Here is a 17,808-nt window from a genome sequence, read left to right as displayed (position 1 = left end):
CTCGTCGGTTGCTCGTCAGGTGCTCTCTTCGGCCACCGCCCGGCCTACCGCGGCATGCTCCTCGACGAACTCCTGCAGCTTCCGCATCTGATAGGTCCGCGCCAGCGTCTGGAGCTGCTTGAGCCAGGGGCCGAGTCGCGGCTCGTCTTGCTGCATCCGCTCCGCCTCCGCCAGCACGTTCCGGATATGGCCCGACGCCACCAGCCACGATAGCCGCGATAGCTGCTCGGCCGAGGGCGGCACCAGCGCGCTATCCCACTTCCCCGCCATGCGGGCCGCGGCTTTCGCCGGCTCATGCGTCCATTCCACGCCCAGGAAACGCGCGATCTTCTCGAAGAGCAAGCTGGCCTGCACCGGCTTGAGCAAGAAGTCGTCCCAGCCGGCGTGGGCCCCCTTCGGCTGTTCGACGGCGGTGACGTTCGCCGACGAGGCAAGGATCACCACCCCGTCGAGCTCGGGCATCTGTCGCAGGCGACGCGTGGTCTCATAGCCGTCTAGCCCTGGCATGGCCAGGTCCATCAGGATCAGCGCCGGCCTGTGCTCCAGCGCCAGCCGCAGCGCGGATTCGCCGCCGTCGGCCTCGACGAGGTCGAAGCCTATGGGGACCAGCAGATCGCCGAACAACGCGCGGTTACTGGGGTTGTCGTCCACGACGAGGATCTTGCGGCGCTTGCCGCGATAACCGGTGATCGTGTCCCACCCCAGGGCTTCGTCGGCGGCCGCGGGAGGGAGCGCCTCGGCCAGCGCGAGCGCCACCGTGAACGCGCTGCCTTTGCCGAGCTCGCTCTCGACATGGATGGCTCCGCCCATCTGCTCGATGATCCGCTTGCTGATGGCCAGGCCGAGCCCGGTGCCCTCGCTCTTCACCCTCGGGTCTCCCACCTGCTCGAAGGGGTCGAAGATGCGCGCGAGGTGCTCCGGGGCGATGCCGGTGCCCGTGTCCTCGATCCGGAAGCGCACCTCGCGCTGCCCATCTCCTCCGCCCTCGTCCAGCACGTCGACGAGCAAGGTGACCGCGCCGCGCTCGGTGAACTTGATGGCGTTGCCGAGCAGGTTGAGGAGCACCTGCATCAAGCGCTTTTCGTCGGCGTGCACGGCGGCGAGCGCCGGGTCCCGCACCTCGTGGGTGAAGGCGATGCCCCTCTGTTCGGCGCGCACGCCGCAGAGGTCCACCACGTTGTGCACGAAGGAGGGAAAGTCGAACGTCCGGGGGACGAGCTCCATCTTGCCGGCCTCGATCTTCGCCAGGTCCAGGAGATCGTTGAGCAACGCCAGCAGGTGCTCGCCCGATCTCTTCACGATCTGCACCCCTTCGCGGCTCTTCGGCGAGAGCTCGGGCGCTCGCATGAGGAACTGAGCGTAACCCAGGATGCTATTGAGGGGCGTGCGTAGCTCATGGCTCATGCTCGAGAGGAAATCGCTCTTCGCTCGATTGGCGCGGTCGGCAGCCTCCTTGGCGATCCGCAGCTGAGCCGTGCGCTCCTGGATCTTGACCTCCTGGTCCCGGTACAGCACGGCGTTCTCGACGGCGATCGCTGCCTGTGAGGCGAGCACCGACAAGAGCTCCACACGCGCGGGAGGGAACGCCGACGGCACGTCGCGGTGCTCCAGGTACAGCACGCCCACGACGTGGCCCCGGTGCGTCAAGGGCAGCGCTAGCAGCGAGAGCACCGCGTGCAATGCCAGGTACGGGTCGCCGGCGAAGCGCGCCTCGGACCTCGCGTCGCTTATCACCACCGGCTCGCCCGTGCGGGCCGCATATTGCACCACCGCCACCGGCACGTCGTGGCTCTGCTCGAGAGGCTCCGACAGCCCCGCCTCGATGCGGGTCCCCTCCACCCATAGCCGAGCAACGACCGAGAGCGCTTCCCCGTCGCTGAGCACCAGGGCGCCGCGCTGCGCCCCCGCGTTCTCCAGCGTGAGCTCCATCAGCCGGCCCACCACGCGCCCCGGGTCGAGCTCGACCGAGAGCGCCTGCGCCGCGCGCACCGCGGTCTTCACGTCGAAATGCGCGCCCGTGGACTCACCCGTGGTCGTGGTGGTCGCCGTCACGGTCGTACGCTCGGGGGTCGACCTGTGCATGGACGCCTTGAGCACGGCGGGATACCTCGCGCTCAGATGGGCGACCACAGCGTAAGCGCCCCAGCGCGCGTAGGCATCGTGAGCCTCGCGCAGGTACATCGCCCCAACATGGCTCTTGCCCGTCTCCAGTCGAAACTCGGCGGAGAGCTGGGCTGCCAGGGCCTCGATGTGCAGGAAGCGGTGCTCGCGGGCCAGCTCGATGGCCTCGTCGTATTTGGCCGCTGCCTCATCGGGCTTGCCCAGGACGCGGGCGTATTCCGCCTCGCCGAGGCGCAGTTTGTGGAGGAAATTGGCCTCGCAGCCTTCGGTGAAATAGCGCAATCGCGTGAGGCTGTGCTCGATGTGCTGCCGCAGCCGCGCCTGTTCCTCGTTCGTGGCGGCGTTGGGCCAGCACTTCGCTGCTGCGAGCGCGAGAAAGAGCGCGATGTCCGTTACTGGCGGAACTCCAAGAATGTCTGCCTGGAATTGCTCCGCCTCCCGCATCCTCGACAGCGCCCGCTCCCACTTGCCGACAGCACAGAACAGATACCCTTCCAGGGTACGAGCGAACCCTCCGGTGTACCTGTCCCCATCGGCCAGGAGAGAGCGCGAACCTCGTGGCAGCGGCTCCTCCTCCAGGAGGTTCTTGGCTCCGTCAGGAGACATCAAGACCTCGCAAAAGGACGCGACCAGCTCGAAGTGGTGTCGCCCGACGGCGTCCCCCGCGCGCTGCACCAGCTCCCAGCGAGCCTTTTGCTGCGCATCGACCTGGCCGAGCGGCAGACCACGCCACACCCGGTAGTAGAGCAAGTCGGACAAGAGCCCCCAGCTCGTGCCTTGAAACGACCCGATCTTCAAGCCGGCTGCGATGGCTTGCTCGTAGACGAGGGACGCTTCATCGATGGGCCTCGAGTGGACCAGGTAGATCCCCTTGAGCGCGATGCACTCGGGGAGCATCTGGGAGCCCACACGCTCTGCGGCACGCACCCCGGGCGTGAGCCAGCGCATGACACGGCGATACATGCCCGTCGCCACCGACCATGCGTTGGCGAAGCTGCAGATCATGAAGGTGGCAGCAGGCGTGAGCGCGTCCCGCCGTATCGCCTCGGACACGATGCGGGCGATGACGAGCGAATACAACATCGGCCGGCCACCGTAGATCGCGCAGAGCTGCGCCTGCGTCATCAGGGCATCGATGAGCCGGTGCTCCAGCGACTCATCGACCTGCATTCGATCAAACCCGTCCGAGTCGTGCTCGAGCCATTGATCCAGCTCGGTGGACTCTCGCAGGAGCGCTACCTGACACGCCTCATCCGTGTCGGGGAACGTGATGCCCTGCTTCGCAAGTGCGGCCATCCCGAGCCCGATTCCCCGCGCGTACTGCCCCGTGGCGACACAGCAGCGCGTGCGGATCTCCTGCGCCGAGAGCCAGGCAACCTCCGGCAGAGGCCTGTCCAGCAAGGCGAGCGCCCGCGCCTCGACGTCGTCGAACTCCCGCAACAGATAGGCGGCCTCCAGGCGCTCCAACCCGGTCTCCACCGACAGCTCGCGCTCCTGCTCCCAGGCGCGCTCGCCGAGGAGCGCCTGCGCGCTGTCCAGCAGGTTGGCCATCAATCGGTACGAGCTCGCCGCCTTCGCGGTGCGCGCGGCCTGCAGGTTCAGCCGCGCGAGCTCCTTGCGCTCCTCCACGGACTCGAGCCGCGCCGAGCCCAGGTTCAGGTGCCGCACGAGCTCCAGGAATTGCGGGGCCGTACCCCCCTCGGCACGATAACGCGCCTGGAGCCGCCGGCCGATCTCCAGGTGCGCGAGCACCCGCTGCTCCGGCGAGATCCGCTCGTAGCTTGCCTGCTGCACGCGGTCGTGCAGGAACCGGTACGCCGCGTCCAGAGCCACCCAGCCAATGCCTCCGAGCGCCTGCGCGGGGCGGTAAGCCCCATCGACCGGCACCACCAGCTCGGCATCCAGCGCCGGCCATAACGCCCCCGTCACCGGGGCGCGCTCCCACCCGCTGAGCCGCTCCAGGTCCTGCAGGTGGAACGTGTGACCTGCGCAGGCCGCGAGCCCCAGGAGCTGCTGCGTCGGCTCGGGCATCTCGCGCACCTTGTCTGTCAAGAGCGCCACCACGTTATCGGTGACGCCCGCCTTCTCCAGCGACGATTGCTCCCATTGCCACGCCCCGCTCTCCGGGTCCCTCACCACCTGCTTCTGCCGGTGCAGGGAGAGCAGCAACTGCTCCAGGAAGAAGGGGTTTCCGCGGGTCTTGTGCGAGAGCACGCGCGCCAGCGGCTCCACCCGCGCGGGCTCGCTCTCCAGCGTCCGCGAGCACCACTTTTGCACCTGCTCTCCCGACAGCGGGCCCACCGTCATTCGCGAGACCCTGGCCTCGCTCTTCTCCACCGCCTCCACGAGCTTCCACAGCGGGTGCTCGGGCGGCGTCTCGTTGTCGCGGTGCGCCGCGATCACCAGCAACGATTTGCGCTCCACGTCCGTCAGCAGCGTCTGCAGGATGATCAGCGTCGCGCTGTCGGCCCACTGCATGTCGTCCAGGAACATCACCAGCGGCGGGTTCGGCGCCGTGACGGCTCGCACGAAATTCAGCCACGTCAGCTTCTGCCGGTTGAGCACCTGCTCGCCCTCCACCGGCGGCACCGGCGGCAGCTTGCCCATGACCAGGTCGAGCTCGGGCACCACGTCCGCGATGAGCCGCGCGTTGTCCCCGACCTCGCGCCGGATCCGCTCCTGCCAGGCCTCGAGCACCGCCTCCGAGCTGGAGAGCCATTGGCGCATCAGCGCCCCGAACGCTTGCGCCAGCGCCGCGTACGGCGTCGACCGCGCGAGCTGATCGTGCTTGCCCGCGATCAAGAGCCCGCGCCCCGCCTGCGCAATATCCCTGTAGACGGTGCGCACCAGCGCCGTCTTGCCGATGCCCGAGGGGCCGCCGACGAGCAGGAGCTCCGTCATCCCCTGCGCGGCGCGCGCAAAGGACTCGCCCATCCGCTCGACGTCGCGCTCCCGCCCCACCAGAACCTGCGGCAACCGGAGCTTGCGCGAGAAGTCTTTGCTTCCCAGGCCGAACGGCTCCACCGTGCCACGCTCGTCCGATTGCCGGAGAGCCTCCTCCAGATCCTCCGCCACGCCGCGGGCCGTCTGGTAGCGTCGCTCGGGATCCTTGGCCAGGAGCTTCGCCACGATGGCTGCCACGGCCCCAGGCACCTCCGGGGCGACGGAATCGAGCGGAGGCGGGTCCTTGGCCAGGTGCGCGTGCACCAGCGAGAGCGGATCGCGCTCCGTGAACGGCAGCCGCCCCGACATCACCTCGAAGAGCGTCACCCCCAGCGAGTACAGGTCCGTGCGGGTATCGAGCGCGCGCGCTGTGCGCCCCGTCTGCTCCGGCGAAATATAAACCAGCGTCCCCTCCAGCGCCTCGGGGATGCTCGCCTCGGTCGCCTCTTGGGACAGGAACGAGGCGATGCCGAAGTCGAGCAGCGTGACCCCCTCGCACGCCTCGTCCACCAGCACATTTTGCGGCTTGATGTCCTTGTGCATCACGCCAGCGGCATGCACCCCCTCGAGCACCCGTGACAGGAGCCGGCCGAGCCGCAGCGCGGTCCCGACCGGCAAGCGCCCCTGCTTGGCGAGCAGGCGATCGAGCGAGTCGAGGCCAGGATCCTCCAGCACCAGCGCCGCCGTGCCGCCCTGCTGCTCCAGCGCCCGTGCGCGCGCCACCCCGGGCACCTCTGCGAGCTGCATGAGCGCCTGGTGCTCGTGGATCAGCCGCCCCATCACGCGCGGACTGGGCACCTCGGCCACCGGGATCTTGATTGCCACGCGCGCCCCCGAGGGGACATGGACCGCGCGCCATACTCGTGTCTCGTTGCCGTCGTAGACTACCTTTTCCAGCGTGTAATCCCGCAGCTCCATCGTTTCCCCCCTCGCGTCCTTGTCGTTCAGGGGCGCTGCTGTCCGAGCATCATCGTAGTATCGAGCGGGGCGGAATGCGACCACCGATCCTCCCCTCCCTCTGGGGAATTTTTCGGGCAACCTCTGCTGTACGGCAGAGCCGTGGTCGTCCCCACGCTTCGGCAACCGAGCAGGTTCCTGCTCGCGCTGTCCCCCCCGCACCGGTCGACTTGTCAGGCTCTCTCAGGGGATCAGGCGAGCCGTGAAGATAACCAATGCTTGCCATTGTTGGTGCCGGCCCCGGACTCGATGCACCGCTGGGTTGTGCGGCACGCTCGATGCTCGACTTCAACCAAATCCGGAAGCACACCCAGATCGGCACCCTTCAGTTGCCGGAAGCGAGCTTGGTTATTCGCCGTTGACATCCTCAAATCGTTTCACCTCGCCTTTTTCCTGCGGTACCGTTCGCCTCATGCCGGGATCTCCGCCCTATTCGTTTGCGTTCTTCGGGGCAGCGCCGAGCGATTGGTTCGACCTCGAAGGGGACCTGTTCTCCTATGAGCTCTGCTTCGCGGCGCCCCCGGACGCGGCCGCGCGGCGCGCCGTCGGCGAGGCGTGGGAGCGGGCGCTCGACCCGCGCGCGGTGGAGCAATGCGAGCCCTTCTGGTGGGCCGGTCGCTGGGCGCTCGTGCGGGTGCAGCCGGCGGGGTGGAGCAAGCCCTGCATCGCCGACATGGCGCGCGCGGTCCAGCGGGCCCTCACCGCGGTGCACGGCGCGCACCCGATCGAGGTGGCCTCCCTGGCCGAGGCGATCGAGAGCGACACCGACTGGGACGCCTGGTCCGCCGAGCAGCGACCCGAGCCCCCGACGGGCCCGAGGTGGCCCGTCGAGCTGCCCCGCTTCGGCGGAGGCGAGCGCTTCGAGGCCGCGTGCGCGGTGGATCCGGAGGTCGAAGCCGCGCGCGACGCGGCGCGCGCCGCGCCTCCCGAGGAGGGGCGCTCGTGGGCGAGCGAGGCGGGCGACGACCACGACGCAGGCGAGGCGGAGGCCAGCGACGACGACGACAAGCCCAGGGTCATCTCCGGCGGGCTCCGGCTGGAGCGCGAGCCGGGCTACAAGGCGCCCGAGCCCCTCGCCGAGCAACAGAAGCTCTTCGGTCGGAGAGGCGAGGCGCAGGTCGCGCCGAACGGCCTCGTCTTCGGCGTCGCCCGGCCGAAGCGCCAGCCGCCTGTCCCCGCGTGGATCGAGGACGGCGAGCTCCGCACCGCTCAGGGCGATCCGCTCGCCACTGCGGACAGCGTGTGCCTCGCCGCGCGCGACGACGGCGGCGCGGCGCTGATCGGGGAGGATTCGGAGGCTGTATGGGAGGTCGTGTTCGCGGAGGGCTCCGTGCGGCGCCTCTTCACGCACGACGAGTCCTTCTCCGACGTCGCCTACGGCCCGGAGGACCGGGTGCTCCTGCTCGCGGGCAGCACGATCGACGTCTACCGGCGGGAGGGCTCGGGCGCCGCGCTCGAGGGGCGCTGGGACCTCGACGGCTACGGGATGCGGTCGGTGTTCGGCGGACGCCTGCTCCTCGTGAAGTGCTACGACGACGAGGACGAGAGCACGGACGGCGTCACCCTCCTCGGCTACGACGGCTCCACGATGCGCCGGCTGGCCCGCGTGCGCATCTCGATCGGCGACATCGTGGTCGACGGCGCCCGCGTCATCGTGGAGGACGGCGGCGAGCGCTACGAGCTGCTCGGCCTGGAGGAGCTCGCCGCGCGCTTCGCCGTGCAGCCGGCCTCCTTCCCCGAGCTGAAGAAGCGCGAACCCGGCGACCAGGACGGGGACGAAGACCAGGACGAGAGCGCGTCCGACGAGGGCGACGAAGACGAGGGATCCCGGCCAGAGGTGCTGGAGGGCGCGATCCGCGTGGAGCGGCGGAGGTCGCGCGAGGTGCCCGCGGAGCCCCAGATCGAGCGCGCGCAGCGCGAGCTGTTCGGGTCGACCTCCTGCGTCTCGATGGCTCCCGGCGGCCGCGTCTACGGCATCGCGAAGCTCCGGCGCAAGCCGGTGACGGCCGCCTGGATCGAGGGCGGGGAGCTCAAGCGCGCCGAGGGCGAGGTGCTGCCCAGCCCCCACGGCTACATCGCGGCGCGGGAGGACGGCGGCGCGGTGCTGTACGGGTTCGACGACAAGCTCGTCGCCGAGCTCTCCTTCGCGGACGGCAAGCTGCGCCGCCTCTTCGAACACGAGGCGTCGATCTCCGAGATCGCCTACGGCCCGGAGGACCGCATCCTCCTCGCCGCGGACGAGTCCCTCGACGTCTACCGCCGCGAGGGAGAGGGCGCCGTCCTCGAGCAGCGCTGGGCCGTGAGCGGTTACGGCTTGACCCCCGCCCACGGCGGCCGGCTGCTCCTCGTCAAGAGCTACGAGGGCGAGGACTCCGAGGACGGGCTGACCCTCGTCGGCTTCGACGGGAGCAAGCTGCGCCGCGTGGGCCGCGTGAAGGCCTCGGTGGGCGAGGTCCGGATCGCCGAGGGCCGGGCCTTCATGGATCACAGCGGCGACACCTACGAGCTGCTCGGCCTCGACGCGCTGGTCGAGCGGTTCGCCACGAGCCCCGACGCGTTCCCCGAGGTCGCCGTGTACACGCCGTCCGAGGATGACGACGACGGCGACGGGGCGCCCGAGTCGGGCCCGAAGAGGGCGCCCGAGGAGTACGCCATCGAGCCCGCCCCGGGCCGCGTCGGCCTGCGCTACCTGGGCAAGCAGCGCCCGCTGCCGGAGGACGAGGAGGACATCCCGAAGGACGTGCGCGCGCGTTTCGGGGCGGGCGCGCGGGAGGTCGAGCGCTACCGCCCCGCCGACGTGTACATCGGGTGGAAGAAGGAAGCCCGGCGCTCCTTCGTCTTCGCCGTGCTGAAGGACGGGGAGCTCATCGAGACCGCGGTGAAGGCGGGCTCCGCCTCGTCGTCGGGCCTGGTGAGCGCGGATCGGAGCACCGCTCTCGTGGCGACCGACGGCGACGCCAAGCTCTGGTGGGTAGACCTCCCGCATGGAAAGCCGGTCCTCGTGCACGACTTCAGCAAGGAGGAGAGCGAGGACGAGGTCTACACGCTCGAGGCGCTCGCCTCCGGGCGGGTGATCGTCGGCACCTCGTCGGAGACCTGGATCTTCTCGGTCAGCGGCGGCGCGTCCAGGCTGGAGGCGCGCGGCGACCTGGATCTGCGCGTCGTGGAGCGCGCCGCGGGTGGCCGCGTGGCCGTGCTGGAGGTCTCCGAAGGCAAGCCTGTCCGGGTCTGGGGCGTCTACGACGACGGCGTCCGCACGCTCGCCGAGATCGAGCCGGAGCCCCTCACTTTCGAGCCGAGCGCCGACGGCAGGTTCTTCTTCGAGGCCGTGAATCGCCTCGGCTGGTATGAGCTCGTCAACCTCGAGGACGCCTGGGAGGCCGGGCGCCGTGACCCGTCTGGCGAGCGATACCCGCCCGTGGTGCTCGCGCCGAAGCCCCCCGAGCAGGACGAGGACGACGAGGATGACGGCGAGGACGGCCACAGCGACGACGACGACGGTGACCCGCAGGCTGTGGAGTGAAGGCGAGCGGGGCGAGCGGGCGGGGCGGTGAGCGCCTTCGTGCAGCCTGGAGCGCCGGTCACGGCGCCGCCTCGCTGAACGCCGCCTGGGCGCTCAGCTGCAGGATGATCGGGAGGTTGAGGTCACCATACCTCTCCAGCATCTTTTGCTCGCCTTCCTCGGCGCTCGTGCTCGCGACGGCGGCGCGGTTGAAGTCCTCATGAATAGCTCGCCGAGGGCAGGCTGATTGGACGGCGCGCCGCGCTCTGACTGTGTAGCCCACACGAACAATCGGGGCGCGGCCGCCTCCCCGAGGGGGCGCGGCAGGCCTCGCCGCGGGGCTGGATTTTTGAAGTCGCATGTCTGCGGCAGGGGGCGGTGCCGGAGGCTCCCTCGGCGCTCTCCTGGGTGAACAGAAGGACGACAAGCTGGCCAGATTCACAGCTCGTCGTCCGGGCGGCCGTTGACCCGTGTCAGCGACAGCAGGGCGCTGCTGTTTCATTCATCGTGCGTGACGTCGAATCGTCACGGCGACGGCGAGCCCAGCCCACGAGGGCCATCGCGATGACTGCAAAAAGCGGGACATGGCCGGAGCTCGTCGAGGCCACCGTGCAGCCGCAGCCGCCGCCACCGCTTCGGGGGTCGTTGGGGCCGCCATCCGGGGGCGTCTCGCCGGGATCGCCCCCCGCGCCGGCGGAGCCACCGGAGCCCGAGGGTTCCGCCCCGCCGGTGCCCGTTGCTGTCCCGCCATGGCCACCGGAGCCTCCGCTTCCGTTGGCGCCGCCGCTATTCGCCGAGCTGCCGCTATTCGCCGAGCCACCCGTGTTCGCCGCGCCACCCGAGCCTGAGCCGCCGCCTCCGCTCAAGCCTGAGCCGCCGCCTCCGCCCAAGCCCGAGCCGCCGCCGCTGTCTCCCGGGGACGCCGCTTGACCATCGTTGTTCAAGAGGATGGCCTTGAGGGCGAACCCAAAGCGATCTCGATCGTATCTCGACAGGCCGATGAGGGTGCGCCCAGCGGCGTTGGAGGCCATGACCACGTTCACGTTTTCGTCCTGGGTGACGTAGTGGCCGCCCGTGGACGAGACATCATCCAGCGGATCGAGATCCTCCGGGTCGAACCGCACGATGCGCAGATCGCGAAATCCGCTCGTGTTCCGCGCTCCGCCGAGCAAGACGACGTAACTCACGCCATCGTAGCTCGCTGTCACGACGCCCGCTCCGGCGTCGAACAAAGGAGCTCCGAAGCTGCCGGACATGGCCTCGCCGCTGACGGCGTCGACTGGCGTGGCCACGAGCGTCGGGCCGCTCGTCGAGAAGAGCACGATGTCCGCGCCGTTGGATGCCGCCTCGAGCGAGGTCGGGATGCCCGCGACTGGCGTGGTTCCCGTGAGGAGCGTCCCGGAATCCGAACGGAGGCGGAAGGTATCAACGCCAGTCTCGCTCTGCGAAAACATCATGAAGGTGCGCATCTCGGGGGTGGGCGCGCTGTCCGCGGCGACCGCGAGCGCGTAGACCTGCTTCACGACGCTCTTGGGAGCCGTCCTGAGCGACGTGTCGACCCAGTCTCCGTCGGGCTCCATGCGCCGGAGGTAGGTGTTGTTGAGCTCGTTGAACGCGAGGAGAATCCGCGCGCCATTGCCGACGAGCGACAGGTCGAAGTTGGTGTTGCGCAGATCGATCTTGCTCTGCGTGGCGAGGGCGGTCACGTTCCCAGCCGCGCTGACCAGCGCGCGGCCAATCACCCCCTGCGATTGCTGATAGGCAACCACGTAGTCCGTACCCGAGCTCGTCGCTGCGACCGTGCTGGCGCCCTGCACGAAGCGAGGCGCGATCTCGAAGGGCGTCGCATCGAGCACGTTGCCGCTCGTCCCACTCACCCGCACGCCCACGAGCCGGTCGTCCTGGGCGCCAACGACCAGGAAGTCTTGCCCGTTGGACGCCACGGCATGGACGGCGCCATCGACGGACTCGAGAGCCACCGGCGTCGCGCTGCCCAGGGAATAGGTGGCCGGGCTCGTCGCGGACACGCCGACCGCCCGCACCTGGCCGTCGTTCTCCACGAGGAAGCCGGCATCCGAGCCGACCCAGCGCGTCGCGACGGTGTTCGGAAGGGAACCGAAGGAGGCGGGGAGCGCCGTCGACGCATCGAGGCGAGCGCCGCTGCTCGGATCCAGCTCGAAGGCGTGGAGCGCCGCCGTACCAGCGTTGGGCTTTCTGCCGACGACGTGCAGGCGACCGTCGCGCACGACGCTGGACCACGAGGTGCCGCCACAACCGGAGCAGACGGTCCGTGCGCCGGACACCTGATTGAACTCGTCAGCGGGATCGAGGACGGCGCCATCGCTGGCGCGAACGCGGGAGGTGCGGATGTCGCCGCCTTCGCTGCTGACCCAGAAGAAATGGTAGGTGCCGTTCACGTACGACACGCTCTGCTGCGCAGTAGAGATTAATTCGTACTTGCGATATTGTATGTTCTGGGCGTCGAGCACTGCGCCGGTGGTCGACGACACTCGCCGCACTCCGTCGGACGCGGGGACCAGGTACTGGTCGGGGCCGGGATAGGCGCTCTGCACCCCACCGATGGCGCTGCCGACCGAGGCGAGCTCCGCATCGTAGATCCGCAGCGTGGAGCCGGGTGCAATGGGGTTGCCTGTGGCGAGGATGGCGACCGTATCCCCGTTGCCCACCAGAGACGCGTCCGTGTAGCCGCTTGGAACGCCGCTCAATGCCTCCTTGATAATCGCACCGGTCGCCGCATTGAAGCGTGTGAGCTTCAGGCCGTTCAAGGGTCCGCTGAGGGCGACGAAGTCGCTGCCAAGGCGGGTGACCGCGCGAGGCGCCACCGACAAAGCGTTGCGTGGCGTGTCCAGGAGCTGGCCCGTGGCGGACACGCGCGTCATCCACTTGATTGCGCCAGATACGTTGGACTCGTAGATGGAAAGGCACGTGCTGGGTCCGCACTCGAGCAGCGGAGCCGCGAGCAGCGCCGCGGGAACGATCGGCGGGGCGTTTGCGACGAGATGAAACTCCGCGCGCGTCTCGGTGATGAGCGGCTGAGCCGTCGAACGCACCTTGGAGGATTCCTCTCGTTCCGCCGAGCAGCCGGAGCTTGCGAGCAAGAGGAGACCTGCGATCCCGTGGCGGGTCATCGTGAGCCGCGGCGAGGCGAGACCAGAAGCTTCGGTCAAATTTCCCATGCGTCACACTATCCCGGCGCGAAGGAAATCCAAACGTTTCGGGAACGTCAAGCCCCAGCTGCGGGACCTGTCTCGGGTTGACAGGACATTCTTATCGGCCCAATCGAAGCCGTCGTCACCGGAGCAGCGCAACCTCCGGCGTTTCGGTGAGAAATCTGCGGCAGCAGTGCAAGAGGGATGGCGCGCCGCGGCGACGATTGTGAGGTGAGTGGGGACCTCGGTCCTCACTCGGCAGTGTCGGGCGCGCCGAAGTGAAGCGGATCTTCGCGCGGTTGTGGAAACTTCTGCCCGATGCGGCAACCCGACGACGAGGTATCCTTCAAACGGTTCGCCTCGCTTGATCAAACGGTGCAGACCCTGGCATGCTCCAACCATGAAGGTTGTCGTTCCGTCCCGCTGGTCGCTGGGTACCCTCGCCGCTTGCCTGGCTGGCGCGGCCTTCACGGGCTGTGCCGGCTCCGGGGAGGTGAAGGACGAAGACGGGAGCGGCGGATCGATCGCAGCATCCACCGGCGAGAGCGGAAGCGGTGGTCAACCGGGCGCCGGGGGCGCGGGCGCTACCTCCGCTACCGGAGGTGTCACGGGGAGTGGCGGCGCGAGCAGCAGCGGTGGGCTCCCTGGTGCGGGCGGAGCGACGGGTGGAGGTGGCTCCGCCGGCGACGGCGGCGGCGGGTCCACGGGCGGCGGCGCGAACACCTGCCCGCCTGCGACACCCCTGACCGGAGGCATGGAGTATTGCTCGAACAGCCGAGGCAATGCGGGCAGGGGTTACGGTTATGAGCTTTGGGCGGAAGGAGGCGGGTCGGGCTGCATGACCGTGCACGGCGTCGACGCCACGTTCAGCGCGGAATGGAACAACGTCGAGGATTTCCTGGCGCGCGTCGGGCTCGACTTCAACCAAACGCAGAAGCACACCCAGATCGGCACCTTCTCGGCGGAGTTCGCGCATACAAAGACGGAGGAGGACGGCGGCTTCACGTACATCGGCATCTACGGCTGGACCGTCAATCCGCTGCGCGAGTTCTACATCCTCGACGACTGGGGGAGCCAGAAGCCGGGAGGTTTTTCTTCCGACGGGACGCCGCGGGACGAGGTGGGCACGCTCACTGCCGATGGCGAGACCTACGACGTGTGGAAGAAAACCCGCGTGAACAAGCCGGCCATCACGGGTTCAAGTGAAACGTTCGATCAGTATTTCAGCATCCGGCGGACGGCTCGCACGTGCGGCACCATCTCCGTCTCCGAACACTTCACCCAGTGGGAAGAGCTCGGCCTTCCCCTGGGGAATCTGCACGAGGTCAAGCTGTTGCTCGAGGCCCAGTCCAACAGCGGGACAGTCAAGTTCACGACGGCGAAGGTCGTCGTGGAATGAGCGGGCAGGAGAGGACGATCCGTGAAACTGTACTTCAGCCGAAACTTGAATCCACGGGTCGCCGTTGCCGTGGCGCGCCACCTCGAGGCACCGGTGGAATGCGTCCACGCGGCTCCTCTTGACCCGTCACAGCAGGAGAAGTTTCGAGCGCTGAATCCGAACCTGCGCCTGCCCATCCTGGTCGAGGGGAACCAGTCGCTCTGGGAAACGGACGCGATCGCGTGCCGCCTTTCGCAGCTCATGGGCTCGGACTTCTGGCGCACGGGTACCGCACAACCGGAGATGATCCGCTGGTTGAGCTGGGGCACGCACAACTTCGTCGCCGCGTGCGACAAGGTCCACTTCGAGCGCGTGACGAAGCAGCGCTACGGGCTCGGTCCCATCCGCGACGACCTCGTGGCGGAGGGGCTTTCGGGGTTCGCCGAAGCGGCGACGCTGCTCGAACAGGTCCTGAGCGGCAGGGACTGGCTCGTCGGGAGCGTGGTCTCATATGCGGACTTTCGCATGGCGTCGGTGCTTCCGTTCGCGGATCTCGCCGGGCTGCCGCTGGCGGACTACCCGCACGTCGCGGCCTGGCACGCGCGCCTGTGGCAGCTCGACGCTTGGCGCGATCCGTTCGCGGGGCTCGAAGCCCCGGAGCTCCCGGAGGCTCCGCGCTTCGATGCCACCGGATCGAAGCGTTAGCCGCTCGAGGCGCGCGGTCGTTACTAGGCGGCCGCGCTCCCGCGGCCGGCTGCGCCGTTTCTCCCCTCGGTGAGCTTCGCTTCGTGCTTTGCGACCCACTTGCGGAGCCGCTGCGATAGAGGTGACCGTCCGTTTTCGTAGTTGGCGACCGAGCTGCGCGCGAGGCCGAGCTTTTCGCCGAGCTCGGCCTGCGAGAGCCCGAGCTTCTCGCGAAGCACCTTCAGCGCCGTCGAGCCCGTCGCCGCTTGCGCGCGCGCCGGTGCGCTCGGAGGGGGAGGCGGCACGACCTCGATCGCGCGCCCGGCCCGCTGTGCGCGCTCAGCCACCACCGGCGGCGACTCGGTGCGGGCGCCTTCCGACGCGGTGCGCCGCGCGACGGTCGCTCGGACGCTCCTCGCGCTCCCCGCAAACTTCTCGCCGCAAAACGGGCAGTAGTCGAATGCCAGGAGCTTGCCCGAGTCGGTGCGGAGCTCGACGCCCTGGATCGAAGCTGGAAGCCCTTGCGCGCGGCGCTCCTCGCTCGACCACCCGTAAACGAGCGTGAGCCCGGGCTCCTCCTGATTCACCGGCAGATCGGTCTGACTCATCCGAAGGCAGACCGTCCTGCCATCGCGTGTGCACTGTCGTCCGATCATGGGCATTGTCGTCTCCTCGTTCGAAGGGGGTGCGGGCGCAGGCATACCCGGTCGAACTTTTGCGCAGTACTGCTCACCTGTCAAGGTAGATCTGCAGAGTGCGTGAGGCGAAGCCTGGGCGAGGAGGAGGCGATGATGTAGGACAAGCCACGCCGCGCGTGCGCCTAAGGGGAGAGCCGAAGTTACTGTCGCTTGACACTCCGACGTGTCCGGTTGCGCGGCCACGGTCGGCAGGTGCGGGAACCAGCAGGATTGGCCTTGTGGGGCCCTCGTTGCCGGTCAAACCGCCCTGCTCCTCGGAGCAAGGCGGTTTGAGAGCGATCCACTCTAGGGCAGATTGGCAGAAGAGATATTCCAGCTTCTGTCGCTGCAGAAGCGGCAGCTCGCGCCGACGAGCAGGCCCTTGCCGGTGGCCGATTCGTCGCCCTTGAGCCACCAGTTGAGCCACGCCAGGTTGACCTGAGTGAACTCGCCGCCGTTCCGAGCCCACAGATCGCCCCCGTGATCCGCGCCGACCTTGGCGAACATCATGACCGGGATATCACCCAAGGCGGCGATGTTCTCGAAGTCTCTCGCGCCGTTCTCGTCCGCGCCCAGGCTATCCTCGGTGCCGGTGACGATCAATACGGGTGTATGAATCGAGTCGTAGAATGCCTGGTTCGCCGAGAAAGAGCCGCTGCTCGTGTGTCCCCAGGTCGTCATTCTGGGATCTGCGGCGGTCCCCGCCGCCATCAAGCCGCCGCAGGAGAAGCCGTTCGAGGCGACCTTCGTGGTTTCGATACGCTGGTAGTAGGCGCTGCAAGGCTTCCCGTTCTCGGCGATCACCCAGTCGATGTAGGCGAGCAGCACGTCGCCTCCGCCCCCGAGCTCGCGGTTGGGCTCCGTGTTTCCCGGTGTCCCGTCCGCCACCACGAAGTAGCCATGCGAGGCAATCTCGGCCATGGCCGCTTCAGTCGCGAGCCCGTCTCGCGAACATCCGCCCTGCCCCCAGACGAAGATCGGATACTTGGCGTCCCCACCGAGATCCGCCGGACGAAAGATCGTGCCCTGGTTGATGCCCGGGTCTGAATTCGTCTCGACGACCACCTCATGAGGGCCGCTCCCCGACACGTCTCGACGAGCCGGTTGTGACTCGGTGCACGTGCCGGTAAAGCCGCCGCTGCCGTCGCCCGAGCCTCCGTTCCCGCCGGCCATTTCCCCGCCGCCGGCAGGCGCTCCTCCGCCCGAGCCGGAGGGCTCAGACCCTCCGGTCGTGTTCTGTGAGCCACCCGAGCCCGTAGGCAGAGGCCCTCCGGTGGCGCCCGCCTGCTCTCCGCCCGAGCCGCTCACGCTCCCACCTGTGGCCGCCGGGGCTCCGCCGCTTCCCCCAAGGTTGCCGTCGTCACTTGAGCCGCCGCAAGCCCCGACAATCATGCCCAGCGCGGCCCAGGTGAAAGCCCAACTCGATTTTGTTTTCATAGCGACTCCATATTATATCTAGCGATCGAAGGAAGAGGGGAGGGGCCCCATTCGCGTCTCTCCGCGATTTGAGTCGCTGGTAGCCAAGTGTGACCCCGAGGCGTCGCCCTCGACTCGATCCACACTATAAATATTTATTGCGACTCGGATGCGGCAGCGTCCGGCCCGGCGCCGACCGGGCGAGGTTGATTTGATGTTGCCATCCTCCCGTGGTGCTGACGGGGCAGATGTACACGGGTCTTCTGGCGCCCCACGGACGCCGGCGGCACGCAGTCGATCGTCCAAGCAAAAGGATGCCCCTCCAGGTCAATGTGAGCGCTCACATGTCGGATGTCAATTCCAATCGACCGGCCTGCGGCTGTCCTCGAGCCCGAGGGAGGACGAGGCTGGCGGGTCTCCTTCGGAGCGCCGCGTTCTCTATGTCAGCCAGCACGCGCAGCGTGGCCGTACGGTGGGACCGGTGATGGCACGAGCCCTTGACCGTGGGCGACACGGCGGCGGAGGGCGCCCCGTTGGGCCACACCGGAGGCGCCCTCGGCGGCGAACCGTCTCCATCCGTCGGATCCCCGGGGATCATGGGAGGGCGTGACGACGGATCGCACCCCCTCGGGAGGCATGGGCCCAACCCGGGTCCAACTCGTCGATCGCGTACTGCCAGCAATGCCGGTGAGACAATGGGTGCTTTCGCTGCCATTCGAGATCCGGCGCCTGGCTGCATTTCGCGCGGAGGTCGCGACGGCGATGGGGAGGATCTTCATCGAGGACCCCGCCCGGCGGGTAGCCCCGCGCCCGCGAGGCCTGCCGGGAAGAAGGCCGAGCGTGGCCGCCAGAGGTGCAACCGCGAGCCGATCAACGCGACGGTGTCGGGAGGCTGCACCACACGCCGGGGCACGTTGCAGGCAGCGGCGATCATGATCGCCAGCGAGGGGCAGACCATCT

8 protein-coding genes are annotated in these 17,808 nt (G+C 68.5%); 4 read left to right on the top strand and 4 right to left on the bottom strand.

The window, feature by feature from the left end; translation table 11 throughout:
* Positions 1-15: 15 nt before the first annotated feature.
* Positions 16-5,982 carry an AAA family ATPase gene (locus tag WMF36_RS32275; RefSeq protein ID WP_437574606.1) on the bottom strand — a complete coding sequence of 1,989 codons (5,967 nt, stop codon included), beginning with the start codon at positions 5,980-5,982 and terminating at the stop codon, positions 16-18.
* Between the two features lie 254 nt (positions 5,983-6,236).
* Between WMF36_RS32275 and WMF36_RS32270 the strand changes: the two genes are divergently transcribed.
* Both WMF36_RS32270 and WMF36_RS32265 read left to right on the top strand, forming a co-directional pair.
* Complete coding sequence (locus WMF36_RS32270; RefSeq protein WP_437574605.1) at positions 6,237-6,383, top strand: hypothetical protein; 147 nt, start codon at positions 6,237-6,239, stop codon at positions 6,381-6,383.
* Positions 6,384-6,433: 50 nt separating this feature from the next.
* Positions 6,434-9,544, top strand: a complete 3,111-nt coding sequence (locus WMF36_RS32265) for a hypothetical protein (RefSeq protein WP_437574604.1) — start codon at positions 6,434-6,436, stop codon at positions 9,542-9,544.
* A 452-nt stretch (positions 9,545-9,996) separates the two neighbouring features.
* Here the strand turns inward: WMF36_RS32265 and WMF36_RS32260 are convergent, their stop codons facing one another.
* Complete coding sequence (locus tag WMF36_RS32260; RefSeq protein WP_437574603.1) at positions 9,997-12,720, bottom strand: MYXO-CTERM sorting domain-containing protein; 2,724 nt, start codon at positions 12,718-12,720, stop codon at positions 9,997-9,999.
* Positions 12,721-13,093: 373 nt separating this feature from the next.
* Here WMF36_RS32260 and WMF36_RS32255 point away from each other — a divergent pair, with 373 nt between their 5' ends.
* A complete protein-coding gene (locus WMF36_RS32255) occupies positions 13,094-14,092 on the top strand; it encodes a glycoside hydrolase family 11 protein (protein ID WP_437574602.1) in 999 nt (332 codons plus the stop codon).
* A gap of 21 nt (positions 14,093-14,113) precedes the next feature.
* On the top strand, positions 14,114-14,776 hold the full coding sequence (locus WMF36_RS32250; RefSeq protein WP_437574601.1) for a glutathione S-transferase family protein: 663 nt from the start codon (positions 14,114-14,116) through the stop codon (positions 14,774-14,776).
* Between the two features lie 23 nt (positions 14,777-14,799).
* Here the strand turns inward: WMF36_RS32250 and WMF36_RS32245 are convergent, their stop codons facing one another.
* Together WMF36_RS32245 and WMF36_RS32240 are read right to left on the bottom strand one after the other, a co-directional pair.
* Positions 14,800-15,363 (bottom strand): helix-turn-helix domain-containing protein, encoded by a 564-nt coding sequence (locus tag WMF36_RS32245; RefSeq protein WP_437574600.1) that lies wholly within the window; start codon positions 15,361-15,363, stop codon positions 14,800-14,802.
* Positions 15,364-15,738: 375 nt separating this feature from the next.
* Positions 15,739-16,605: an alpha/beta hydrolase family protein gene (locus WMF36_RS32240; protein WP_437574599.1), complete on the bottom strand. Its 867-nt coding sequence runs from the start codon at positions 16,603-16,605 to the stop codon at positions 15,739-15,741.
* Between the last annotated feature and the right edge of the window lie 1,203 nt (positions 16,606-17,808).

Origin of the sequence: Sorangium sp. So ce887, from assembly GCF_051521455.1 — a bacterium.
Lineage (GTDB): Bacteria > Myxococcota_A > Polyangia > Polyangiales > Polyangiaceae > Sorangium.
The sequence above is the reverse complement of the archived record's forward strand: the minus strand, read 5'-3'. Positions and strand labels throughout refer to the sequence as shown.

Excerpts from the sequence above, each read along its gene's own strand:
- WMF36_RS32255 (WP_437574602.1), top strand. The coding sequence starts at position 13,094 with ATGAAGGTTGTCGTTCCGTCCCGCTGGTCGCTGGGTACCCTCGCCGCT.
- WMF36_RS32270 (WP_437574605.1), top strand. The coding sequence starts at position 6,237 with ATGCTTGCCATTGTTGGTGCCGGCCCCGGACTCGATGCACCGCTGGGT.
- WMF36_RS32240 (WP_437574599.1), bottom strand. The coding sequence starts at position 16,605 with ATGGCCGGCGGGAACGGAGGCTCGGGCGACGGCAGCGGCGGCTTTACC.
- WMF36_RS32265 (WP_437574604.1), top strand. The coding sequence starts at position 6,434 with ATGCCGGGATCTCCGCCCTATTCGTTTGCGTTCTTCGGGGCAGCGCCG.
- WMF36_RS32245 (WP_437574600.1), bottom strand. The coding sequence starts at position 15,363 with ATGAGTCAGACCGATCTGCCGGTGAATCAGGAGGAGCCCGGGCTCACG.
- WMF36_RS32275 (WP_437574606.1), bottom strand. The coding sequence starts at position 5,982 with ATGGAGCTGCGGGATTACACGCTGGAAAAGGTAGTCTACGACGGCAAC.
- WMF36_RS32260 (WP_437574603.1), bottom strand. The coding sequence starts at position 12,720 with ATGGGAAATTTGACCGAAGCTTCTGGTCTCGCCTCGCCGCGGCTCACG.